The organism is Paenibacillus sp. FSL H7-0442 (genome assembly GCF_038593105.1).
GTDB classification, from domain to species: domain Bacteria; phylum Bacillota; class Bacilli; order Paenibacillales; family Paenibacillaceae; genus Paenibacillus; species Paenibacillus polymyxa_D.
In genome coordinates this window covers 2,545,055-2,569,595 of sequence record NZ_CP151963.1, presented here as the reverse complement: position 1 = coordinate 2,569,595, position 24,541 = coordinate 2,545,055, and the positions used below count along the sequence as shown (strand labels likewise).

Here is a 24,541-nt window from a genome sequence, read left to right as displayed (position 1 = left end):
TTATGTAAATTTTACAGGGAGTAGAAATGATTCAGCTAAGACGTGTCGTTCGACAAACTAAAAGCTGTGATTTTGACGCATCATGATGTCGATCATATAGGTTGTCTTCCTGAGATTTTGCAGGAGTGTGGCGATCATATTAAAGTCTATGCACACGAACTGGATAAGCCGTATATTCAAGGGGAGATCCCACTTTTAAAAGATAGTCACCTTGTGCATCGCCCGAAGGGCAAAGTGGACGATACCTTAATAGATGGTCAGGAGCTGCCGTTTTGCGGCAGGATTCGCGTCATCCATACGCCTGGGCATACTCCTGGTCATATCAGTCTTTATTTAAGGCAAAGTAAGACTCTTATTGCCGGGGATTCGATGTACAGTGTAAATGGGATTCTCGGGGGAATTCATGTCCCGACCACACCGGATATGGATGCAGCTCGTCTTTCATTGAAAAAGTATTTAGATCTCGATATTGCATCCGTAGTTTGTTATCACGGGGGATTAAGTAATGTACATGTGAATGATCAGATATTAGGACTTAGTGGCGAGTTAATTTATAGCGAATTGAAGCAACCCCGTAAATGACCGGGGTTGCTTTTATAATGTTCATATGAATTGTATCTAATGCCCACACTTTATTGATAGACACGCACGTAATCGACTAGCATTTGGGACGGGAACTGCGTCGAGTTATTGGGAGCACCAGGCCAGTTTCCGCCGACCGCTAGGTTCAGGAGAATAAAGAACGGCTGCTGAAATTCTTCGGTGTTCCCGGTTCCGTTCTCTATATAAAATTCATTGAACTGCTGTCCGTCGACAAACCAGCGGATATACTTGGAGTCCCACTCGATGCTATACACATGGTATTGGGAAAAATCCAGATTGCCCGATACCCGCCCAAAGTCAGCGTGGCCTCCCGCATCCCAATGCACAGTACCGTTCACAGAAGGATTGTTGTTTACACGTTCCATAATGTCGATTTCTCCGCATTTCGGCCAACCTACCGAGCTGATGTTGCTGCCTAACATCCAGAAAGCTGGCCATATCCCTTGACCGGACGGTAACTTGATGCGCGCTTCTACTTTCCCATAAGTAAATTTTTTCAAGTCTTGAGTTTTGATCCGGGCAGAGGTGTAATTCATTCCGCCGTAAGCTTCTTTTTGTGCCGTAATCACCAGATTGCCTCCGGTAACCTGCAAATTCTGCGTACGGTTGGTATAGTACTGCAGTTCATTGTTTCCCCATCCGCCGCTTCCGGTACCGATTTCAGGGGTCCAATTGGACCGGTTTAACGAAGTTCCATTAAATTCGTCGCTCCACACAAGATTCGAGTTCGGTGCTGCGCTTGTATGCATTGCTGGAAGCAGAACGGTTAGGAGACTGAGCAGCGCAACCGCACATAATCCTTTTCTTAGCATTAGTTCCCTCCTCAATAATAATAATCCAAGTTCTTAGACACTTCAGGAAAATAAGCCTTCAAGCGGTATTGACGATTGAAACGGGAATCACCTCTCTTTATATTTTTCTTCTTGGACAGCTCATAAATTAGAATCGTAGATAGACGATTGAAAAGGTATACCGCTCAAGCAGGAGTATAATGGAAACAAAATACATATTCAACCTATATTTAAGGTTTTTTCTTAAAAATAACTTTCTCATATAGATAAAGCCGGTCTTTATAAATCAATAAGAAATTTAACTGCCATTAAAACAAACGTAGTAGCACGTATCGCACCGGACGCGGTGTAGCCCCGTCGGTCATCTACGATTACCAGAAGACACGTGGTGGTGAGCATCCACAAATCTTCTTATCCGGAGGAAACCTTAGCCCTCAATTCCGTACAACTCATAGCGATGTCGCCACTTCACTAAGGTGGTAACGCTGTGTTATGTTTTTTGCTACTCCCACACGGCTGCTCTGCCCTGCTTTTAACTCCTGTATGATGGCTAGTTTCTCAATCGCATTGTATTCGTTCTTCTTAGACAAAGGAAAACTCCCCTTGAAGTAGCGGTTTATTTATTAAACCTGTCTACTTGAAGGGGAGCATATCAAAATCGGTACTCTGTTCCGTAATTTATAATAGCGAGGTTACGAACTTCACCTCCGGAAAGCGGTTATCCGGTCCTTTCATTAAGATTCCGCCTTGATTTTTCAGATACCTATCGAAGAAATCCAGCATATAGGCATTGATAACGGAGTTCGCTCTTTCGGGCGCAATCTTTCCTGTAATGCCCAGCATTTTGAAAATCGGAGAAATGAACTGTACGTCGGTAAAATTCAAATGCTCCGTATTTTCGATATAGAGGACTTGTCCTCCTTCGTCGACCGTTTCGCGCATCCGTTCAAGCTCCAACTTTTTATCTTCCGTTACTTGATCCTCCCACTCTCTTGTTGATCCCATACGGTTAAGCTCTGCATCCGTGTAGACCCGGTTATCCATCACCATTTTCAATTTTTCGAAATAGCTTTCCGAGTTGATGAACAAAAACGGCTTTCGTAGACCCTCTCTGTCACGCAGTCGATAAAGCCCTCCATCAAGGTCTATTCCAGCCGTGATTCGCGGATCATAAGAAGCGTCATAGGCCGTCGCTCCGCCGATGGAATGACCGAACGTCCCGACATGACCGAGATCAATCCTCCCTTTTAGATGACTTGGGATCAACCCCGATTGGATGAGCTCGAATTGGTCCAACGCAAACGCCACATCGCCGGTTAAAACTTTTCCCAACTTGTCGCGATTTCCTCTACTCGTCTGGTAATCATGGTCGGGCGAGAATAAGTCGTTGGTTGTGCTGGTCGTGATTCGCCCGTCCGGAAACTCGGTTGCAAATGTATTGTAGGTATGGTCGATCACTGCCACGATATATCCATGACTCGCGAGATTTTCGGCTTGCGACGTGTGAAGAAACCTGGAAGAGCCGTTGCCGGGATTCGCAAGGATCAGCGGGTACGAAGTCTGTGCCGAAGAGACTTCGGCCCCCGAATAAGCATGACTGGATACGTACTTCAGGTGTTGAAACGTAAACTCGGGAAGGCCATAGTTCGCGGCCATATAACGTAAAATCTGGGTATCGGGAATAAAGGGAGCGTACTTGCCGGTGCTAGCTTGAGCCGGATACCAGACCTGAACCATCAATTCTCTCTTACCCTCTCTGGCTTCGTCGAAAATCTCTTTCCTATTTGTATCCACGAAATGAAAAGTTTGCGTTCCTACCTTAAATTCGCCTGTCGGTTCAGGTAGTTTAAATACAGGAAAAGCATACATGAGACCCGCTGTTGCGACCAGCATTATTGCTATAGCGGTATAAGCTGAACCCAACATGAATCGTGGGATTTTTTTGGGGCCGGTTTTTTTAAAAGAGCTATAACCTGAAATGGCTAAAAAAATGATCGTTATGCAATATGGGAAAAATAGCTGAACTCTGTATCCTTCCACCGTCCAATGAATGACCAGTAAAAGTGTGGCAATCCCGCTTGCAACGAATACTGGAATTCTACGCCGTCCTTTTTTTAATAGTACGGTTAATGCAAATAAGCCGATGTTTGACAATAAAAGCAACAGTTCAAACAGCCTCATCTCGATTCTCCTTTCAAAAAATTTCTATTTTCGTTTGTTCTAATCTTATCCTGCCAGGCTGGCCTAAGCTATCGATTTGCCTTACATCAACCTAACAATTTTGTAATTCGATCTTGCGGTATTGGAAGACTCGTAAAACCAAGGATGAATCAGGAAATACCAATAAGTATGTGGTTAATACATCACAGACTTATAACGACTATGGTAGTATCACAAGCGCTGTTGACGTGTTGGGTGTACCAACAACGTACACCTATGATGCAACGTTGCATTTACTTGTTGGTGTCTCGAAACCAATTTCTGTGACTCAAACACAATATACGGAATATGTACGTGATGCAGTTCACGGCAATGTGACAAAAATTCGTGTTCGTGAAGTCCGATATTATGGAAATTTCACAGGGAGTAGAAAATGCTTCAGCTAAGACGTGTCGTTCGGCCAACTAAAAGCTGTGATTTTGACGCATCAGGATGTCGATCATATAGGTTGTCTTCCTGAGATTTTGCAGGAGTGTGGCAATCATATCAAAGTCTATGCACACGAACTGGATAAGCCGTATATTCAAGGGGAGATCCCCCTTTTAAAAGATAGTCACCTTGAGATCCCTCGAAAGGCAAAGTAAGACTCTTATTGCCGGGGATTCGATGTACAGTGTAAACGGGATTCTGGGGGGGGATTCATGTCCCGACCACACCGGATGTGGGTGCAGCTCGTCTCTCATTGAAAAAGTATTTAGATCTCGACATTACATCCGTAGCTTGTTATCACGGGGGATTAAGTAATGTACATGTGAATGATCAGATATTAGGACTTACCCAAGGATTATAAAGTTAAAGTTCCAGCAAGCTACCTTTTCGTGAAACGATGTTGTTAGCGTAGAAGAATTGAACCAGTGCTTCAATTCTCCTACTGTTTCCTCCCTTCAACCCCTTCTTTAAAGTTTATTTCTGCAACCCATTGATGATTTATCAGTCATAAAAACATCACTCCACGCGTGCTAACTTGTATATAGATCAGACTTTAACTGATTAAAAATGTATTCTTGCATTTGATCTAAAAGAAGAATGATGTTAGTATCTTTGCCATTTTTCAAAACCCACTGAATAGACGTCATTGAGTTAGCAGCATATAGTTCAGCTAAATACTCCAATGCGATCGAAGTTGAAGAATTCTGTTGCTTTAAATAATCTAAACAAGTCCGAAACAAAATTTGTTCAAATTCTTTACGTAAATCGGCGGATATTTCATGAACGGTTAACAATGTTGAAATTTCCATCTTATTTTTAATCATTTGATCGGTTACAAGTTCTATGGCGTTTGCCACCTTGCCATCTTCCATGGAATCAAAACGCTGCTCAATTTCAACTTTAAAATCAGAAGCATACTGTTTAACTATCTTTTCTAGCAAGTCGTACTTATCCAAATAATGACTATAAAACGTAGAACGTCCGATAAGGGATTGATCACAAATTTTTTTGATCGTAATATCTTTAAAATCATGTTGTTGGAGTAATTCAATGAAAGCTCGCTCAATAGCTATTTTTGTTTTATAAATTCTGATATCTTCATTCATTTAACCACTTGCTCCTTATGTGTAAGTTTTCGAACACTTCATATATACCGTGTAAGATATCTTACAGATTATGCGATACTAATTATTTTTTATGTAGTAACTATACTCTATAGTAAGCACATACCCAAATTGAAGGAGGACAATATATGTTTAAATCCTATGTCCATAACGAACAGTTCAATCTTCAAATTAATCGTTTTATCAATGATTATTATCAAGAAGATGATCGAGCACAAGCTGACTTAGAAAAAATGATTCCGAAATTAAAAGACACCCATAGCTGGTATGAAGCTTGGCTCAATTTTGCAAGGGAACGCGAAGACAGCAAGGACTATGACTTAGCCTCAGTCTACTATCAAGCTGCAGAATTTTATCTTGCAACCACAGACCCCAATAAAGAAAAAATGTATCGAAAATATAGAGATACCTTCTATAAAGGCTTTCATGATTTTGATTATGAATCCTACCAAATTCCATATGAAGATTCCTATCTTCCTGCTGTAAAATTGTTGACGCCTGGAGCTACGAAAACATTACTTGTCTTTGGTGGGTATGATTCTTACATGGAAGAGATGCTTAAAATGATGAAATTCATGAAGGGAATTAATTACAATATTATTGTATTTGATGGTCCAGGCCAAGGAACTGCATTAAAAAACGGCCTAAAATTCATTCACAACTGGGAAAAGCCCATATCAACGGTGATTGATTATTTCAAACTAGATCGTGCAAGTCTCGTAGGTGCTTCTTGGGGAGGATATTTAGCTATGCGTGCGGCAGCCTTCGAAAAGAGAATCGATAAAGTAGTTGCTTTTAACATTTTCTATTGTGGTTTAGATGCCTTAAAAATGGGAATGCCAGAAGAAACTTACCAAAGCATAGTGCAGCTAGTCGAACGTAATGAAGTAGATCAAGTGAATTCATTATTCGAACAGATGATGACTCACAATATTGATTTGCATTGGAAGATTACCAAAGGGATGGAAAACACCGGTGAAGCAACGCCTTTTGATCTCATTAAAAATTTCGAAAAGCACACGATGCACGGCATTGGGGCATTCATTAATCAAGATGTTCTTTTACTAGCTGGAGAAGATGATCAATACGTACCTATTAGCCGACTCGCACAAATCCAACAAGAATTAATCAATGCTGCGTCCATTACAACCAAAGTATTTACTAAAGAAACAGGTGGCGAGCAACACTGCCAAGCAGGTCACAGGGAGTTAGCATTTAATGAAATGAAGAAGTTCCTATAACAACTGTAAATATATATTTTTTTTATACGCAACATGCCCATCAAAAAATCGTAGTTCCATAGCTTCAATCGTTGTTATCCCATTGGCAAGTAAAAACCGACTCCAATTATGGAGTCGGTTTAGTCCATTCATTTCCCCCTGTTATCTCAATGGAGAAGTCCGTAATTTCCTCTGAGCTTTTCAATTCATGCGGCCTAGCATGGTTAGATTTTCGAACCGAAGAACCTTGAAGGAGCGCAAGAAACGAACTTAGATGTCTATCGGCCCTTAATTTCCATTATTTAACATCTAATAAATCCAGGGAGTTAAGTCCACAGCTTCAAACCCTCTTGTTTGTCACTGCAAGTTTAAATAATCAAAATCAACAAAACCACCCGTTGATTTAGTAGCATAATTGAACAAAGCAAAACGGTATCCCATAAAGTGAGGGATTGTATATGACATCGGAAGTGTGTTGCCTATAGCCGTCCAATTTGTGCCGTTAAGACTGTAGTAGAAATATGCTTTATCCATCTGATTTGTAAAATCACATATAAGCTTAAGATATACTCTGTTCTGGGTGAAAGGGACACTTGCCACTTCAGTCATTGCTCCAGAGCTGGCATTCACCATAACAATGGATTTGGAGGTCCCGTTCATCTTTATGCCTACAAATCCATAATTAGCCTGAAAAGCTGCAAGACCGGAATAGTCTCCGTCCTTCATCCCGCTTGTTTCCATTGCAATGATTCCTGTACTTTTCGGTCCAAATGTCCTTTGGGTAAGCGTATTTCTGGCATCCAGAATACTTTTACTCACTTTCCCTGTAGTCATTCTCATAAATCCAGGACGCTGTGTAAGGGACCAATGAGTATTGTCAGGATTGTGGTTCCATTGCCACTCCTTTTTAAGAGTCGCTTCAGAAGACGAGGTTCCTGTAAACGAAACATCGTCCACATAGAAATTCATCAAATCACTTGTTGGGTCTGGGGTTGAACTGTAGGGTGTCTCAATGAAAATAAACGTTTGTGAGAGGTCGGCATCTGCCGGAAGTGTATATGTTCCTTGAATTGTGCCCCATTGGCCCTTGGTTAGCGTGGTGGACCCAAGAATCGATATACCTGTGTAACTTGGACCATTCTGAATACCAAAATTAAATTGCTTAGTGGCAGGACCTTCAGTGTATTTAACCTTTGCAGAAAAATTATACATTCCGCCGGCTGTTACTTTTCCGGTAATTACTTGTCTTGGACCAGCAGCTGTTTGTTGTCTACCGCTGACAAACAAGCTTTTTGAGCCGATGTAATAGTCTGTAGTGGTTGCTGCAACAAATGCAGTGTTATTATTCGTCCACGGGCTTATGGTGGCATTTTCAAATCCACCGTTTGCAATAAGCTGACTGGAGGCTTGAGAAGATGAAAACTCATCAGACGCATAGACCTTCTTTTCGGGATAACCTTCAACAGGAACATCCATCGTAAGAGGAACCTTACCGTTAACACCGAATACCGGCCAATTATTTAACCATGTAACCGGAACAAGATACGGCATACGTCCAATTGCTCCGCTGTCTTTAAACAGCATAGCATACCAGGAGCCAGAAGGAGTATCAACAATTCCCCCCTGTGCAATACCTGAATCATTCAATGACACCTGACCTGTATAGGGTCCTGTCAAGCTACTTGCACGATAGGTTAATTGTGTGCGGTTGCCTCCCGATGGCCAGCATATAAGAAATATATAGTACATTCCCTTGATCTTTTGTATGTGCGCGCCTTCAGCCTTGACTATGAAGCTGGAACCGGCAATATTACTGGCAGCGGAAATAATCACCTGATTAAGTCCCCCTGGCTTGATAGCCTTTGCATCTGCAGTAAGCTCAATAATGCTGATATTATCACTGCCATAAACCAAGAATACACGTCCATTATCAAACAGCAGCGATGCGTCATGATAATAGTTGTCAAGCACTGATGATGTCCATGGACCAGTTTCTATATTGCTGGTTTGATAGATGTATGTTTTGCCGGTAGAATTGGAGCCAAAGGACACATAGTAGATGCCGTTATAATATCTAAGGCTGCTTGCCCACGAGCCTTTTCCATATTCGTTCTGCCCGTTGTTAAGATTTTGTGCGTCATTGTTGGCATACGTATCGTAAACATAATTTACGATTTCCCAATTGACGAGATCATAAGATTTCATGATCGGAACTCCAGGATTCATGTGCATGGTCGTGCTAGTCATATAAAAAGTATTACCTACCCTGATAACATCGTTGTCTGGAGAATCAGCATGTATAAACGGGTTTGTAAAAGTAGTAGCTGCAAATACAGAAGTATTGGACATCATACTCATGAATAATGGTAAAACTAATAAAAGCACACTTATCCTCCTATACATATTAGAATCGCCCCTAATCTTTGATAGGTTCAAAAGCTTTTAGTTTTAGTTAATTAAATTGTAAATAATCCACATAGGCATCCCAAGTACCGTTATCGGTGGTTACGATCAGTCTGACCTCTTGATTTCCGGTTACATGGGTGATATTAGACAAGGTTTGGACCGTCGGCGTAGTTCCCGTAAAATAAAAGGAGCCAACTGTGGTTCCTCCTATTTGCAAGTCTACTCTGGCGGTACTGGAGTTATTCGAAGCACCCCTGACTGAAATACTATGAGTAGAGTTGGCAAAATACTGAGTGTATGCACTATAATCATCATTGGCGTATAAAGCGACCCCATTGAAAGGAGAACTGATCTTCCCAGCGTAAGTCCCACCGAGAGTCATATCCTCAGCTTCAACCCTTGTTCCAGTAGTATTGGGTGTAAACTGCCAGTAATCAATATTAAATAAGTTACCAGTCCCTGTTCCGGTAAACACTAAGAAAACCTTGTGGACTCCTGTTGCATTGCTTACAGTGGTTTCGACTTCCTTCCAGGTCTGTGTTCCTCCAGTAGAACTGACATTAAGAGTTCCAACCAGAGGACCCGTTGCACTGTCCAGACGTATTTCTATTTTACCGCCTGCATTGGATGCTATGTTTGCTTTAAACGTCTTGGCTCCACCGCTACCAAAGTCGGCATTTCCTACAGCGATCCAATCTCCATTGTGTACGTTTGTCACATTCAGATTACTAATGGGACCGCCGCTGGCTTGAGTAGGCTCGGTTGTGACTCCCGCTTGCCACGCCATGGTCTCTGCTTCCACTCTGGTATACGGATTCAGATTGGAGAACTGAGCGATTCCTGTCATATTCCCCTGCACTTCAGCGATACTTCCATCTCCATTATGCGTCAGCTTATTAATATGCGGGGAGCGATAGCCTTTCCCAGCTCCAATTTGAGCCTTGCTGACCGTCTGGGCATGGTACACCACATACCATTCATTCTTAAAGTTAAATACAGCGTGATGGTTGTTGCCGCCCACACCGAAGAACGTATACGGATTTTTCAGGAAATGCCCTTTATAAGTAAAGGGACCCACCGGGCTGTCGCTGACCATGTAGCCAATTTCACCTGCAGGGTACTGTGGCGGGTGTGTCCCGGCAAAGTTGATACAGTAGGAATAGTAGTACTTTCCGTTATACTTATGAAGGCCCGAATCTTCAAACAGGTACGGGGCATCAATGGTGGTAGCGCTCCCAATAACGCTGGTCATATCTGCGCCCAATTTGATGACTCTGGCGGTTTTCGGATTCGCAATGGAGGCCGGATCGGATTCGTTCGGAATGCCGCCGCCGCTATACAAGTACCCTGTGCCATCATCATCCACCAGCACAGCCGGATCAAAAAGCCAGGTTACACCAGCCATTCCCGGCGTATTATGTGTCACAAGAGCTCTGCCCAGGGGGTCTGTCCAAGGGCCGATCGGCGTGTCTGCGGTCAGAACGCCAATGCCGGCTCCACCATTGGCAAAATAGAGAAAGAATTTATCTTTGCCATTGATTTTTTTTTGCGCAATGGCCGGAGCCCAGGAGTTGCCGGCCCACTTGGCAATGCCTCTGCCGTTGTTCTTGTTGTTCGCACCGGCAACCGGAATGGCACCGTGATCCGTCCAGTTCACCATGTCCGCGGAAGAGATGACCTGGATGCGATCCAGTCCGCTGAAGTCATTGTCTTTAATCGAGCCGTCATTGTTATACACATACGTATCGCTGGACATATAGATATAGACTCTTCCATCATAGACCAACGCATAGGGATCAGCGCCCAATTTATGGTCCATAAGAGGATTCGAATTCCCTGGAAGCTTTGCAATTGCATTGTTAGCAGCATGTACAGGTACCATTGGTAAACAACTCAGCAATAATGTAAAAGCTAATAAAAACACCGAAAATTTTTTAATCATAAACATATTCCTCCATTTTTATATATTATGTCTATTAAAAGTTTACAAATTGCCTATGCATAGATTTAATTAGTAATTTTGTATCCTATTTGAAGGTTGGTGCTCCGAAACTTGGACTTGTAACATTTTCAGCAGATATTATAGCCTCCCCTCTAAATTTGTAACCGCTTTCATTTTTACAGTGGGGACTCGAATCAAGCCGAATTAGCCAGTTCATCATTTTTATTTTCGCCCAATAAATTTCAGTTAATAGCTTTTTATAATTACCTTGGTTACGGTACATACAGCAAACTGCGTTGCACGGGTTCCAGGCATTCTTTTGGATATCAGCGCCTTAATTCACCGATGGCAAGCCATAACAGTCGTCTTCATGCAAGATGGTGCTCTTCGAGCTGTTTGTGCTCAAATGTCAATCCCCAAAGTTCAAGGTGCTCAAATATAGTGTCTGGTTCATAGGCAACCCTGTATATTAACGAACTACCGATCGTATTCCCAAATTCCCCTCCCTTCTTTTTCATTACACGTACCGATTGAAAACTTTAACTTTAGAGTTGAACTTGAAAGCTTTTACATAATTACAAAGGAATATTATGTCGTTAGTAAGCGTTGAAGCGAATTTTAGGCTACACAGTCGGGAAAACGATATCCAGGAATATAATACCATAAACGCCACTTTGGAACAAGTGGTCGATACTATTGGGCATCATTCCTGCATGGTTCGCCAAGGCTTTATCCTTCCGGGGAGAGCAAAGCATGCGATTCTAATCGTTGCCGGGGGGAAATGCCAAGATCGACAACAAGAAGTGTCGGCTTCTGTCCTTTAACAGACCGTTCAAATTGGGCGACAGCTTTGCAACTTGTGGAGTATGCTAATAATTCCAGGCTGTTGCGAAGCTTATATTCATGCCATTTTATGCGACTAGTTCTAACCAGAATAGCCATCAATCATGAGTTATCTTACAATTCAAACTTCAATCTATAAATAACATTTATCCCCTCTCATTAATGCCCGATCCTTTTCTTTTAGTCGCGGATATGCGTAACAGTAACCATATTCAACGATCCAAGCCAAACTGTTTTCACTAACATTTTTAGATCAAGGATATTTAGGTGTTCAATGAAATTGGGTTTAATATTAAACGGATTGTTACGGAGTCCAAGCGCACTAGCATCGATAACGATTGTCTTTACCTGTCTAAACCTACGATGTTTGCTTTTTGCCTTCTGGACCTCAACAACACACCTAAACTTTCAAAATGAATTGAATACAAACGCTCTACAGCTTGAATAAGTATTCTATTCATTTGGTCCACCTCCATTAGATATGAAAAAAACTTATTTCTCCTCATGGTTCGAGGTGAAATAAGTTTTGAATTAAGTGCATTCAGACGAACAGGAGGCATTACCATTCGATTTCTTCAAATAAACGGAAAACCATCTTTTTTTCAAATTCGTCTAATATCTTAAACCCAGTCATCTCATCTTCTTTTTCTCCAAGTTTTATCATAGTAGCTATTGCTAAGTCTCCTACTTTATAATGACCTATCAGCTTATCTTGATGTTCCCTTTTTAAAGATAATCCATTTAATTTTTTAAATATTTCCTCTGTACGAATACCTTCTTTTCCGATATGTGTCATTGCATGATATAAAACTATGGGGTTCTTTTCTTCTAGCAAATTTTCTAACTCATCTATTGAACATTTTCCTTCTTCAATTTTTTTAATATATTCATTTTATTCCACCTTTAAACTGATATTAATTAATGTTCCAAACTGTAAATACTTGCCCCAACTTGAACAAGATCAGGAGATGCTAACTTGCCAATGCATATTCCAATATTTTTCCTTTCAGCCATTGAGGTTGAAATTTGAACAGAGCTAACGCTTAATACCGTCTCAATTTGATCTGCATTTTTAATAAGAATTTTATCACCTATGATTTTTTTTATTTCTGGGTAGGTTAAATGGTCTAATCCTTTGTTTGTTCCTACTAAAATTGTACCTTCATCTTTTGACTCAAAAGTTATACTAACATCCATTATTTTTTCCATTTTAAACGCTGCCCCTTTATCGTTCTTCAATATAAAGTTCTCCCTTAACATCACGTATACGCAAATCAGCGCTTTTTAATTAGGTTATGGCATCCCTCAGTAGGTCATCCTTTCTATTGATGTTAAATCGGTATCGAACCTTGCGGCTCTTATACTAGAGTATGTCTTCAAACTATAAAACTATGATTTCAGTCAAGGTGATGGTAAAATTTATTTTCAAATGAAAAGACGAAACGATTGTCTCATCCGATCCGCTAAATTAGCGGCTTTTTTATTTTAAAAGTGCTGGTGCGTCAGTCCGTTTTCATAAAACTTCAACACGGTTTCCATTTATATCAATACCCAGAAATGTATGGTATGATGAAGGACGATTTAAAGAAATCGTATTGTAGTGAAGGGATGATTTATATTGATAGATCACGATAATCTTGAAGAGTATCGAGACCCGATTAATTATGATCTTGAATTTGGCGACGAGATTAATAAATATAATTTCTATCTTGATATTGCTAGATTGAACCCAGGCGAAGTTTTGGAACTTGCATGTGGTACAGGATTGACAACCATTCATTTATCAAAATCGGGGATACATATAACAGGTGTTGATATTTCTTCATCGATGCTTGAATATGCGCGAGTTAAAGCTCAAGGTTTGCCTGTGGATTTTATTGAAGCTGATGCTCGTACATTCGAATCCGAAAAGCGTTTTTCCATGATTTATCTGACAGGAAATGCATTCCAGGCATTTTTGAGCGACGAGGATCAACGAGCCTTACTCGAAACTGTCTACAAGCACCTAGAGCCAAATGGGGTGTTTGTTTTTGAAACACGAAACCCCTTTGGAACCGATTTATCCAACCAAGAGGAAAGCATCTGGGGAAAATTTATCGATAAGGATGGAATTAAAGTCAAGGTATCTGGGACACAGTCGTATGATTCAAGTAGCCAGATCATGCACTGGGTCACGTTCCGTGATTGGGGATCGGAGAAAACAACTTCTCGAATTGCATGTCGCTTTACTGATAATGACACGCTTCAGCGTTTATTAACGAGCCGCGGCTTTTTTTTCGAAAATCAATATTCGGACTGGGATAAAACACCTTTCACTCCTTTATCTCCTTCCATCATTAGTGTTTGTCGAAAAAAACATGGAGCCTAATACGATTGACGACCGCGCGTAAGATATCCATGCCATTCGCATGTTTTTGAAGGAACAACAGGCTATTCCAGTGATTCCCGAAAAAAATCGCCGAGTCATCCTAAAATATGATAAGATCGTTTACAAAAAAACGTTATTTGGTGGAATGCTCTTTAATAAAGTAAAGAATTTATCGTCGTCTGGCGACTCACTATGTAAAATGGCGTGTACATTCAAGTCTTTTTTTGCCTTGGCAACCATTATTGTTTGGCTTGCCTGAGTTTGAAGACACGCCCTAATTCATAAAAAATTCTATTGTTTTCTGCCAAGAATCTGATTGACCAAAAGAATTTCCTTTTAAAGTACCACCACAAGTAAAAACGCCTCCACCCATTTTTAAGTTCAATGTTTCGCTTAAAGGTATAATAAATGGTATTGGTAATGAGTGACCTAAATCCTTATAGTCTAAAAGATTGTATTTGTATTTATAATTGTTTTTTTTCAAAATACTCATTATTTCTACACATCCCTCGTGAGTATTCCAAATATTATCTTGATGACCTGCAATTAGCAATAAATTCGCATTTGCATTCTCTATTTTTATTCGAGCCTCCTCTTTATTTCTTGCCCTTTCCACACTTTTTTTATATGTAGTAGTAAAACCAAAAGGTATATTTTTTTCTAAGCAATGACGCTGATGGTCGTAAAAAATTTCATTATCAATTGGTATAAATGGTAATGATCTCCCTTCATACGACCATGATGAAACATTTTTACCACTCATCAAACCATCCAACGCTTGAAAACAATATGCATGAGGTGCAGAAGCCACAACTTTAGAAATGAATTTATATCGTGACGCCAAAAGTAACGCCAATTCTCCACCTTTAGATGTACCATGTACATATATTTCATTAGTACGTGTTAATGAATTCTTTTTAAGCCAAGAGAACACTTTTTCAAAATATTCAAGGGGAATTTCCTCAAGCTTTTTAGGCAATCCCTTTTCATTGAAATATCCAACGGTTAAAACATTAAAACCTCTAGATGCCAATGGTCCTGACAAAATCGAAAGACCACTTAGTTCACCATCAGACCCACCCAATATTACAATCGTTTTATAATTTGAGTTTTCAGTGTAAAACAACTCTCCCACGAATGCATCAGTAATCTGATGTCTTTTCACTTCCGGTAACTTAAACATACGCTCTAGACTTATGCATTCCCGATCTTGTCCATTTTCACATACTATGTCAATAAATAGACTACCATCTATTGAAATATTATGAGCGATATTTCCTCCCTCACTATTAATCTTCTGTAAAGAAGCAATAAGGCCCATACTATCTATATAATCATAAGTTCCAGAATCAGGTTTCTGTTTCGATAAATCAACACTACCGTTTGAATCCGCAGTAAACCAAGCAAATGATTGATACTTTTCACTAACTGCCCAAGGAAAATGCATGGATGCAGTTATTTTTATTTTGTCCTCTGGTGGTAACCCGGTGACACAAAAATCGATTTTTTCATCAATTATTGCAATTCTCGGTTGTACTTGTAATTTCATCTCGCGACCTCCAAAAGTAGCAATGAATTTTGATGGAAAAATGTTTCCCATTATTTAAAAATGCTTTCTCCGTAAAATAAAGCTATCTAAAGCTCGAATTTGTGCTTCTTGAAACCCTTCCAAGTCTTCAAATTTATAATTTACATCTTCCTCAAAACCAACGTACTCTTCGTTGTGAGCACCATATATTCTTTTCAATAAACTCCATAACACTTCTAATTCTTCAGTTGTGAATCCATTAAAAATATCTGCCATTAGGCATATTGCTTTCTCACCACATTCCAGCATGACTCTTTTCCCTAATTCCGTGATTTCCACGTTAATTGCACGTTTGTCCCGTTTGCTTGGCGTCGTAATTAGGTATCCTTTATTCTCTAAATTGACTATAAGCTTTTGTGCGCTTTGTTTGCTTGTTTCTAACTTTCTTGCAATATTAACAAGTGTTGTTTCATCCTCTGGCAAATGAGCTATTGCCAGCATGATCATGTACTGTCGTGATGTTAATTTCTCAAAATAGTTGTCGCCTTGTATTTGCAACTTATTAGTAACGGAAAAAAAAGTAGCGTAAGTTTGTTGCATTATATATAACTCTCTAAGCGCTTTAGAATATTCCATAAATATATCCTTTTCTTTTTATTGTCACCATACTGACTATAATTACAATAACAGCATTTTGTGTTATCGTCAACATGGTGACAATAATACCATTTGTAAATTGCATACATTAAATAAATAATTGTTATTGTGTATCTGGAATTCCTAGTCGTTATGAATGATCAGCCCGGTCACGTCTTTTGCCTTGCGGAAGTGAAGTTGTTTGCTAAGCCAGGAGAAGGAGCGATTATATCAACACGTACGACGAATAACTAAAAAGGGTGGAGTTGATATAGTTTATCAACTCCACCCTTTTTCTGTGTGTGACGAGTTCAGTCTCTTTTCTTGGTACCGCTTTTTACTGTAAAAAACAACAATGATAAAAAGAATAGAGCCTGTGAAGTTTTAACCATCAACCTGATTCCTTCACCGGAATCTTTTATATCAAACAAAATATCAGCTATGGATACCAAACCTGTAGTAATAAGTATAATCAATGCGAGTATGTACACGTTTAGTCCCCCTTTTTTCCGATTTTACAGCAAGAAGAAGACAATAGCTCTGGATGCGGGTTCGGCCAACCACGCAGGCAACCCAACATATTTTAAGGCGTAAGCAAGACCGTCCTCTGCTGTGCCTGTGAAATCTACCATGATATCCAAAGCTTGCATTATTACTTGATAACCAAGATAATATTTCAAAGTTTCTTTTGCACCGTCGGTCAAAAGTGGTATCTTATCTACATAAATTTTTATCTGTTCATTCCAAGCACGTGATCCAATATTTTTCAGTTTAGAAATTAATTCTAACGCTACTTCCTTTGCGAACTTTGATCTCCAGCCTTGTGTACTTACTTCCCCAGATGGACGTTGAGTATCGACCATTCCAAGATTAGTGCCTACAGTTTTGAAAAGGTCATCATAATCAACTTGTCTTAATTCTTGCTCTACTCTTTCATCAACAATTCCATTTTCCAAGTCTATCTTAGTCTCTGAAGTTATAGAAGATTCTACGGTGTTGGCAACTCTCTTCATATATTTGGTATTTTTCTTCAATATACTAACATGAATTATATATATTTGTAAAATAGAGGAATATAGTAGATGATTTTTCCTGTAATAATATCTATTCATAGTATTTGGACAATAAATGGTTATTATAACCTGTGAAAAGAGACTGTTTATTAAATAACTTTTGACCGAATGATGGCCGTTCGTTAGACTTTTAGCATGATATATTTATATCATGGAAAATTAAATAAGGAACACCCCGCCGCTTTCGAGCCTCGGTGAACCAGGTCGGCCAATGTGCCGGCCTTTTGATTTTTCAACAAACCAAATTAGGGAACATAAATCATGTCTACAGAAGCAAGCGCAGTAAGAAACGGTGGGTGCGCATATTTGGTAAAAATATTGAGTCTCAAAATCATATACTTCAAACAATAAATGGATGCACATACGTTTGTTCCCTTCATGCTCTAAACCTAAATGAAATCCTCTGACTAAATAGCGAAATATTCGCTAAAAATAAATAGCGATTATTTCGCTGGGATATTCTAGGTTTGGAGGTGAGAAGATGTACCAAAGGATCCGAGATTTGCGTGAAGATAGAGATTTGACTCAATCCCAAATGGCTGAATATTTGAATTGCAGTCAACGAATTTATAGCAATTACGAACGCGGCGATGTTGATATTCCTACAAGGATTCTAATCAAACTAGCTGATTTCCATAACACAAGCACAGACTACTTGTTAAACAGAACGAAACAAAAAAAACCTTATCCCGCAGGCTAGCTACTTTTAGAAATAAAAAAGGTAACTCCTCATAAAGGAGCTACCTTTTTTATTTTTTTATAATCGCCCCCTACAATCTTCTGAACTACCTATTTCAACTCTTCTTTCCCGTCAAATACTTCAATCATTATTAGTGCCCCCATTTTATAACCCTCAATATAAGCCGAAGCGGACAATAAGGAAATTAAAACATCTTGTAAATCCGAAAGTCTTCAATTAATTTGTAATCTTGTTCTGGCAATTTTGTTTTGAGGGCTTCCTCAGCATCGGCTATTCTCTGAGAGACCAGTTCAAACTCAGTGTCTTTCGATTTGATTCGTTCACTTGGGTTACATTTTCCGTAATAAAAGTTCTCCAAGATACTCATGTTCTACTCCTTCATGATATGTATTATTAACCCTCTGACTAATTTTAGCGAATTATTCGCTAAAAATCAATAGCGATTATTTCGCTAAGATATTCTTAGTTCGAGGTGAATATGATGTATCAACGGATTCGAGATTTACGTGAAGATAAGGATTTGACTCAAACTCAAATGGCCGATTATCTGAATTGTAGCCAGCGGATATACAGCAATTATGAACGTGGGGAAATAGACATTCCAACGGAGATTTTAATTAGACTAGCTAATTTCCACCATACAAGCACAGACTATTTACTAAATAGAACAAACCAAATAAAGCCCTACCCGGCGGGATAACATTTCTAAGAAATAAATATTAGTCTTAATCTAATTGTGCATTATTTCAATAAATGTTTTTCAACCAACGTAAAATTCTCTTTTATTGTAGATTTCCCATCCACCGTAATCAGTTTTACACCAAGAGTATGGGTCATTTTATTGGCTTTACGAAGGAGCGCGGAGGGACCATCATAATATATCTATGTACCTACCCAACTTTCCTTAGGCGACAAGCCGTTCGCAGACACAGAGCATCATTTGCTCCTAGTTCTGAAGGATGGTGAAGTCGAACTTACAGGCTACCAGTCTGGTGCGGAATGCACTTCATTTTTATCGTATGTTCGAATGCAAACACAAGGAGCATTGCCCTGTCGACAACATCGGCTTGGACAATGCGCTTTATTTTATAGCAACTGCCCTTGGGACAGCATCTTCTGTGCATTAAAGTTAGAAGTCATAACAAGAAAATTTTTAAAAAACCTTCACTAATTACTAGGTTAGTGTGGAGGGAACGAATACTTTTTGCCACCCCAAGCCACGAGAAGCGCAAGGAATAAGAGTATGAATAATGCCCATGAAAATGATCCCGCACCAAAAGTTTCGAGTAAAATACCCCCAGCCATCCCGCCGCCGGCGATAGCCAGATTCCATACGGTCGTGTTAATCGGCATAACCATATCCACTTTGCTCTCCCCTGCAGCCTGAGCAAGCGCCGTTTGCAACAGCGTTGCTGCACCGCCGAAAGTTAACCCCCATACCGTAACAATGATATAGATCATAAGGGCATTGGAGTTGCTAAAGCTCATGGCAATAGAAATTAAGACGAAGGAAATAAGACTAATCAAGACAAGCTTACGCAGCCAACGGTCGATGAATACGCCAGTTATCCATATACCTACGAGAGCAGCAATGCCAAAGAAAGACAGAGCCAGACCCACTCTCTCACCCATCCCATTGGCCGCAAGAAATGGAGCAATATAAGTATAGAGAATATTATGGGCTGTCATCCAGGTCAGTACAACCAATAGTATGGGCCGAATCCCCGGTGTAAGGAAGACTGCATAGATCGAAGCTTGCTTATCGGAGGACTGTCCCGGATAGTCCGGCACCTTCCAAAGCACCCACGCGATCAGTATAACTGTCAGTAGTGACATAATTCCAAAAACAGAACGCCAACCCATAAGGTTCCCCAGAAACGTCCCCGCTGGGACACCAATAGCCAAGGCGATCGGCATTCCAACCATGGCAACGGCCATCCCCCTCCCCTTCAATGTAGCAGATACCATGCGGAGAGCGTAACCGCCGATCATCCCCCATAGAACTCCAGCCGAAACTCCTGCCAGTAGACGGGCAGCCAGCGTCAGTATGTAGCTGGAAGAAATCGCGGTGACACTGTTAAAAACCAGGAACCCGCAAATAGCCAGAAGTAACAGCGGACGCCTCCGCCATTGGCGGGTAACTATAGCTACAGGGATGGCAGCCACTAGGGAACCGATGGCATAGACAGTGACCAGTTGACCCGCCATTGCCTCTGAAATATAAAGTCCCTTGCTTATTTGCGGAAGCAAACCAGCCGGAATCGTTTCCGTCATAATACAGATGAATCCTGTCATAGCCAAAGCAAGCAGACCAAGCCAGGGAAAGCGCTCAGAGGAGGCGGAAGAAGCAATCTTTACAGTAGTAGAAGAGTTATTGCTGGACATTAGCGCAGCTCCTTAAAATCGATTTCAAAACAAGTTCAAGCGAAAAATCAAGCATATATGCCAAAGATTTGCTCTCCTTTTATTTTACTTATGGATCGATCAATCCACATTTTAAAGATACCTCTCTGTCTTGTCAATTACTTTTGGATCGATTAGTATATAAGTACAAGATATAAGGAGGCGACTCCATGGTTAGAACCGGAAGACCACGTAAATTCTGTCGCGACGAAGCGATCTCCCAAGCTATGATGTTGTTTTGGGAGCATGGATTTGAATCAACCTCTTTGGCTCAACTCAAAAAGGCGATGGGCGGCATCTCCTCAGCCAGCTTTTATGCAGCTTTTGAATCAAAAGACGCATTATTCAAAGAAGCGCTGGACCGGTATTTGGCTACATACGGACAAGTATCGACAAGCCTTACAAACTATTCACTTTCATCGCGCACAGCTATTGAATTAGCCTTAAGAAGTTCAGCAATCATGCAGACTGAGCAGACCCATCCCTTGGGTTGTTTAGTCATATTCTCTGCAAATACATGTTCCCCAGAAAACACTCATATTCGAGAACTATTGATCAGGCAAAGAGCAGTGACTAGGAACAAGTTCTATGCTCGTATTGAGCGAGCTACCAAGAATGGAGAACTTCAAGAATCCACAAATGTTAGCATCTTAACCACACTATTCGTTACCTTTCTGGAAGGTATATCTACGGAAGCCAGAGATGGTGTGTCCCTAGACAACATTGATGCAGCCATTACTAAATTGATGGAGCTTTGGGATACTTGTGCCTGAGACTTGAGACTTGCCCAGTCTTCATGAAAATAAGGGCATACAAATAGCAAAAGGCAATCCCCTTAAAAAAGGAGATTGCCTTTTTATTCAGGAAGATTGCTTCTCTCGTAAACGGCTTTATTCAGCTATCCTACACATCAGCTGACCTAATTGAGTATCGAAGTGTGTTTTGAGATAGAATCGATTATTAAATCCCAGTCGTCATAGTGAAGCTCATGCCCGGAACCTTCCAATGTCAGTAAAACCGCACGCGGAATTGCGTTAGCAAGATTTATTCCGTGTTCATAAGGGATAATCGAATCTTCAGTACCGTGTATAACCAGTGTAGGAACGTTTATTTCCCCTGTTCTAGCCAAATAGGATTCTCCGCCTGACAGCATAGCGTGATTATTCATACTGGCCATATTGTTGCTTCTTTTCCATTCTTCTTTTGCTAATTGATAAACCTTTTTCTCATTGAAAGGATGCTTTGAACCGACTAAAATTCTTGATCTACCCACCACAAAATCGACCACCGATTGTTCGTTCGACCAATCTATTGCTCCCATATTCGAGAAATAGTCCATAACCTTTTTCTCCATCGGTGGAAGATCGGAAGCAAAATTTGACGTTGCTAAAAGAGTCACGGTTAATACTCTGTCTGGATGTCGTAGAGCTATCATCTGAGTCAGCATACCGCCCATAGACATCCCTACGATATGCGCTTGCTCAATCTTATAAGCATCTAATACTCGAATCGCATCATCTGCCATGTCTTCGAAGGTATAGTCCGGTTGACCAGGTTCATAGGTTGTAGAACGTCCAACATCTCGGTTATCATAGCGAATGACAAAGCGACCTGTCTCAGCTAAACGCTGACAAAATTCTTGCTCCCACCAGACCAATGAGGATTGAGCCCCCATAATCAGTAATATTGCCGGGTTAACTTGCTCGCCGAAACTCTCACTACAGATTTCTATTCCATCGCTTTTTATGAGTTGTTCGTTCATGTAGAATTCCTCCCCTCAATGATATATAACAAAAAAACACCGAATATTACCTTCATCACTTATCCCCATAAAGTACTTACGGTGCCCCGCCTTAGGCAGACAGAAATTACCGATCTACTCGGTCGCTAGTTTAAATTATTTTGTTGCAAGAAATTCAGAAAATCTCTTTGCATAGAGCCAAGAGTAAGAATTTTTTTGATTATCCTAAACCTACAATGCTGGCCTTTGATTTTAAATGACCATATTGCAGAAGACAGGTGTCCAGAATGATATTTTTGTTCTTGTAAATCAGCAACTTCATATTCAACTTTTTGTACTACTTTTGTGGAAAATAGATTGAGGAAAAGGATAATAATCCTATCATTATTTAAGAGTAATATGGCTCGACTTGTATAAGCCGAAAAGCTCTGTGGAGTTGAATAGCAGACAAGCATGTCAGATTCTCTATAAGGTTCTGCTAGCTTATTGATCGTTTTTTTTGTAATAAATAGCATGATCAAATACCTCTCTATTTGGATGTTTAAATGAATTGATAGAAAAGAATATCCTTCAAAAGTATTATACTACACAAGTAAACTATTCCAAAAAAGGATAGTCATCTGTAGCCTATTTAAACATACTCCCTCCTCCTCACTTTAGATGTGACATATACTCAAATGCTCCAAACGTATATTTCATTGCCTTTTTTGCTCCAAAATGATGCACTGTGGATAATATGACGATATTGGTAGGGCCTGGTGTGAAGGTAGCAATAAAACAATAAATTAAAACTGATGTAATATTCATAAGGAAAACTCCTTTTAGCGTATTCTCATGAAATATTACATCTTAAGATAAATAGCATATAGTATGTTATTGCAGGTATTGTATCCTTCGTAGTCACGTTCTCCCATCATTTTTGCTTTTCCTCATCATACCAAGCCTTCAAAGAAAGAGAATAGCCTTTATCCTCCACCGTTGAAGATGTCATTGACCTTACCGACAACAACGCAATTATGGATTATTGTGGTATTATTTTGGATTATTGTTAATACTACGTATCTGAGGAGGGTGAAAATGAAGTTACATACCAAATTTTCAAGACAATTATGCCAGAATATTGATCTCATTTGTGACTTCATGGGAAACAGTTCGGATTTTGTTGTTCGTGAGATCACGACTGGCCATAAACACGCTGCTCTTTTTTATTTGGACGGCATGACTGACATGCAAAAGGTACAGGATAACGTGATCCGTCCGTTGCATGATCGTGTCTCCTCTGACGAGATCACTTTACCGTTATTGAAAAACGCAATTTTGGACATTGGTGAAGCAAACTTTACTCAAAACTTTGAAGATGCCTTGGAACAGATCCTCTCCGGTGGTCTTCTCCTACTCCTGAACGATATGGATGAAGGATTGGTCATTTCTTTGCCTGGATGGGAAGAACGCAGCATTTCGGACTCGAAGACACAGCCAGTGGTCAGAGGTCCGCAAGAAGCGTTTACAGAAACTTTACGTACGAATACGACTATGGTTCGTCGAAGGGTGAAGGATACAAGAGTACGTCTAACTACCCTAAAAGTTGGCAAAAAAACTAAGACCGATATATCGGTCATGTATTTACATGGGATCGCTGACCCAAAAAAGGTGCAGGACATGATATCCAAGTTAAAGAACATGCATGTGGAAGGCGTGCTTGAAAGCGAATATTTGGAAGAATGTCTCCATGAAGATAAACAATTCACGATATTTCCGCTCTTTTATAATTCTGATCGCCCAGACTCTATTGCAGCAGGAATTATGGAGGGGAAAATAGCGATATTTGTGGATGGATCTCCCTTCGCCATCCTTGCACCTGCGGTGTTTGCAGATTTCCTTCAATCCGCAGAAGACTATTATCAATCCTTTGTTTACAGTAGTATCATTCGAATATTAAGGTACATTTGCCTGGCAATCTGTATGTTGGCTCCGGCCATTTATGTCGCATTAACGACATTCCATCAGGATATGATTCCAACCGTTTTGTTATTAAGCTTATCCGCGCAACGTGAAGGAGTACCGTTTCCAGCATTTATTGAGGCGATGATCATGGAAGTGGTTTTTGAAATTCTGAGGGAGGCAGGTCTTCGTATGCCACGGACGGTCGGTCAAGCCGTTTCTATTGTCGGGTCAATAGTGATCGGCCAAGCAGCTGTAGAAGCAAACATCGTTTCGGCTGTTATGGTCATTGTTGTTGCAATAACTGCCATTTCGAGCTTTGTCATTCCCTCGTACACTTTTGCTATTCCAATCCGGATATTACGTTTCGCTTTCATAGGCATAGCCGCTATGTTTGGTGTGTACGGATTGACTGTTGGTATTCTCATGCTCTTTGTACATCTGAATGGGCTTCATTCATTCGGTGTACCGTATTTGAGCCCCTTTGCCAATTACAAATCGTCGGAGCAGAGGGACGCCATATTGCGTTTTCCATATAGAACTAAAAAACATCGTAAAAACTAAAGGAGTAAA

23 protein-coding genes and 3 pseudogenes are annotated in these 24,541 nt (G+C 40.3%); 10 read left to right on the top strand and 16 right to left on the bottom strand.

Features of this window, described 5'->3' with window-relative positions:
* Positions 1-42 precede the first annotated feature (42 nt).
* On the top strand, positions 43-582 hold the full coding sequence (locus tag MHH57_RS11585; protein ID WP_069011154.1) for an MBL fold metallo-hydrolase: 540 nt from the start codon (positions 43-45) through the stop codon (positions 580-582).
* A 53-nt stretch (positions 583-635) separates the two neighbouring features.
* Here the strand turns inward: MHH57_RS11585 and MHH57_RS11580 are convergent.
* The 3 genes and pseudogenes from MHH57_RS11580 to MHH57_RS11570 all read right to left on the bottom strand — a co-directional run.
* Positions 636-1,415: pseudogene (locus MHH57_RS11580) on the bottom strand (glycoside hydrolase family 16 protein); the annotation flags it as partial.
* 428 nt (positions 1,416-1,843) lie between these two features.
* Positions 1,844-1,984 (bottom strand): hypothetical protein, encoded by a 141-nt coding sequence (locus tag MHH57_RS11575; RefSeq protein ID WP_013371081.1) that lies wholly within the window; start codon positions 1,982-1,984, stop codon positions 1,844-1,846.
* Positions 1,985-2,072: 88 nt separating this feature from the next.
* Positions 2,073-3,575: a dienelactone hydrolase gene (locus MHH57_RS11570; protein ID WP_069011157.1), complete on the bottom strand. Its 1,503-nt coding sequence runs from the start codon at positions 3,573-3,575 to the stop codon at positions 2,073-2,075.
* Positions 3,576-4,003: 428 nt separating this feature from the next.
* Between MHH57_RS11570 and MHH57_RS11565 the strand changes: the two are divergent.
* Positions 4,004-4,404 (top strand): annotated as a pseudogene (locus MHH57_RS11565) (MBL fold metallo-hydrolase); the annotation flags it as partial.
* 169 nt (positions 4,405-4,573) lie between these two features.
* Here MHH57_RS11565 and MHH57_RS11560 read toward each other — a convergent pair.
* On the bottom strand, positions 4,574-5,149 hold the full coding sequence (locus MHH57_RS11560; protein ID WP_069011159.1) for a TetR/AcrR family transcriptional regulator: 576 nt from the start codon (positions 5,147-5,149) through the stop codon (positions 4,574-4,576).
* Between the two features lie 146 nt (positions 5,150-5,295).
* Between MHH57_RS11560 and MHH57_RS11555 the strand changes: the two genes are divergently transcribed.
* Positions 5,296-6,408 carry an alpha/beta hydrolase gene (locus MHH57_RS11555; RefSeq protein ID WP_069011161.1) on the top strand — a complete coding sequence of 371 codons (1,113 nt, stop codon included), beginning with the start codon at positions 5,296-5,298 and terminating at the stop codon, positions 6,406-6,408.
* 336 nt (positions 6,409-6,744) lie between these two features.
* On the opposite strand, the gene MHH57_RS11550 is transcribed toward MHH57_RS11555, so the two are convergent.
* Positions 6,745-8,772 carry a family 43 glycosylhydrolase gene (locus tag MHH57_RS11550; protein ID WP_340885303.1) on the bottom strand — a complete coding sequence of 676 codons (2,028 nt, stop codon included), beginning with the start codon at positions 8,770-8,772 and terminating at the stop codon, positions 6,745-6,747.
* Positions 8,773-8,839: 67 nt separating this feature from the next.
* Entirely contained in the window at positions 8,840-10,735 is a 1,896-nt protein-coding gene (locus tag MHH57_RS11545; RefSeq protein WP_069011167.1) for a carbohydrate-binding protein, read from the bottom strand.
* Positions 10,736-11,325: 590 nt separating this feature from the next.
* Between MHH57_RS11545 and MHH57_RS11540 the strand changes: the two genes are divergently transcribed.
* Positions 11,326-11,559: a hypothetical protein gene (locus tag MHH57_RS11540; RefSeq protein ID WP_069011169.1), complete on the top strand. Its 234-nt coding sequence runs from the start codon at positions 11,326-11,328 to the stop codon at positions 11,557-11,559.
* A gap of 578 nt (positions 11,560-12,137) precedes the next feature.
* On the opposite strand, the gene MHH57_RS11535 is transcribed toward MHH57_RS11540, so the two are convergent.
* The gene (locus tag MHH57_RS11535; protein WP_069011171.1) at positions 12,138-12,413 is read right to left on the bottom strand and encodes a hypothetical protein; all 276 of its coding nucleotides are present in this window, start codon (positions 12,411-12,413) and stop codon (positions 12,138-12,140) included.
* An 83-nt stretch (positions 12,414-12,496) separates the two neighbouring features.
* Positions 12,497-12,817: a hypothetical protein gene (locus MHH57_RS11530; protein ID WP_245231689.1), complete on the bottom strand. Its 321-nt coding sequence runs from the start codon at positions 12,815-12,817 to the stop codon at positions 12,497-12,499.
* Positions 12,818-13,196: 379 nt separating this feature from the next.
* On the opposite strand from MHH57_RS11530, the gene MHH57_RS11525 reads away from it, so the two are divergent.
* A complete protein-coding gene (locus tag MHH57_RS11525; RefSeq protein WP_245231688.1) occupies positions 13,197-13,946 on the top strand; it encodes a class I SAM-dependent methyltransferase in 750 nt (249 codons plus the stop codon).
* Between the two features lie 274 nt (positions 13,947-14,220).
* Here the strand turns inward: MHH57_RS11525 and MHH57_RS11520 are convergent, their stop codons facing one another.
* The 3 genes from MHH57_RS11520 to MHH57_RS11510 all read right to left on the bottom strand — a co-directional run bounded on the left by MHH57_RS11520 (position 14,221) and on the right by MHH57_RS11510 (position 17,066).
* Complete coding sequence (locus tag MHH57_RS11520) at positions 14,221-15,495, bottom strand: acyl-CoA thioesterase/bile acid-CoA:amino acid N-acyltransferase family protein (protein WP_342435102.1); 1,275 nt, start codon at positions 15,493-15,495, stop codon at positions 14,221-14,223.
* A 54-nt stretch (positions 15,496-15,549) separates the two neighbouring features.
* A complete protein-coding gene (locus MHH57_RS11515; protein WP_029515063.1) occupies positions 15,550-16,110 on the bottom strand; it encodes a MarR family transcriptional regulator in 561 nt (186 codons plus the stop codon).
* 515 nt (positions 16,111-16,625) lie between these two features.
* Positions 16,626-17,066, bottom strand: coding sequence for a hypothetical protein (locus tag MHH57_RS11510; RefSeq protein WP_155271725.1), 441 nt, complete (start codon positions 17,064-17,066; stop codon positions 16,626-16,628).
* A gap of 598 nt (positions 17,067-17,664) precedes the next feature.
* On the opposite strand from MHH57_RS11510, the gene MHH57_RS11505 reads away from it, so the two are divergent.
* A complete protein-coding gene (locus MHH57_RS11505) occupies positions 17,665-17,883 on the top strand; it encodes a helix-turn-helix transcriptional regulator (RefSeq protein WP_029515066.1) in 219 nt (72 codons plus the stop codon).
* A gap of 184 nt (positions 17,884-18,067) precedes the next feature.
* On the opposite strand, the gene MHH57_RS11500 is transcribed toward MHH57_RS11505, so the two are convergent.
* A complete protein-coding gene (locus tag MHH57_RS11500) occupies positions 18,068-18,250 on the bottom strand; it encodes a DUF6809 family protein (protein WP_312887715.1) in 183 nt (60 codons plus the stop codon).
* Between the two features lie 111 nt (positions 18,251-18,361).
* Here MHH57_RS11500 and MHH57_RS11495 point away from each other — a divergent pair, with 111 nt between their 5' ends.
* Positions 18,362-18,583: a helix-turn-helix transcriptional regulator gene (locus MHH57_RS11495; RefSeq protein ID WP_305954128.1), complete on the top strand. Its 222-nt coding sequence runs from the start codon at positions 18,362-18,364 to the stop codon at positions 18,581-18,583.
* A 259-nt stretch (positions 18,584-18,842) separates the two neighbouring features.
* Entirely contained in the window at positions 18,843-19,010 is a 168-nt protein-coding gene (locus tag MHH57_RS11490; RefSeq protein WP_203055978.1) for a hypothetical protein, read from the top strand.
* 52 nt (positions 19,011-19,062) lie between these two features.
* On the opposite strand, the gene MHH57_RS11485 is transcribed toward MHH57_RS11490, so the two are convergent.
* Entirely contained in the window at positions 19,063-20,268 is a 1,206-nt protein-coding gene (locus MHH57_RS11485; RefSeq protein WP_342435101.1) for an MFS transporter, read from the bottom strand.
* 188 nt (positions 20,269-20,456) lie between these two features.
* Between MHH57_RS11485 and MHH57_RS11480 the strand changes: the two genes are divergently transcribed.
* Entirely contained in the window at positions 20,457-21,059 is a 603-nt protein-coding gene (locus MHH57_RS11480) for a TetR/AcrR family transcriptional regulator (RefSeq protein WP_341040466.1), read from the top strand.
* A gap of 146 nt (positions 21,060-21,205) precedes the next feature.
* Here the strand turns inward: MHH57_RS11480 and MHH57_RS11475 are convergent, their stop codons facing one another.
* The 3 genes and pseudogenes from MHH57_RS11475 to MHH57_RS11465 all read right to left on the bottom strand — a co-directional run.
* Positions 21,206-22,048, bottom strand: a complete 843-nt coding sequence (locus MHH57_RS11475) for an alpha/beta hydrolase (RefSeq protein ID WP_342435100.1) — start codon at positions 22,046-22,048, stop codon at positions 21,206-21,208.
* Positions 22,049-22,173: 125 nt separating this feature from the next.
* Positions 22,174-22,542 carry a hypothetical protein gene (locus MHH57_RS11470; RefSeq protein ID WP_029515073.1) on the bottom strand — a complete coding sequence of 123 codons (369 nt, stop codon included), beginning with the start codon at positions 22,540-22,542 and terminating at the stop codon, positions 22,174-22,176.
* Between the two features lie 166 nt (positions 22,543-22,708).
* Positions 22,709-22,834: pseudogene (locus tag MHH57_RS11465) on the bottom strand (LysE family translocator); the annotation flags it as partial.
* Between the two features lie 270 nt (positions 22,835-23,104).
* On the opposite strand from MHH57_RS11465, the gene MHH57_RS11460 reads away from it, so the two are divergent.
* The gene (locus tag MHH57_RS11460) at positions 23,105-24,532 is read left to right on the top strand and encodes a spore germination protein (RefSeq protein ID WP_029515074.1); all 1,428 of its coding nucleotides are present in this window, start codon (positions 23,105-23,107) and stop codon (positions 24,530-24,532) included.
* Positions 24,533-24,541: the final 9 nt, after the last annotated feature.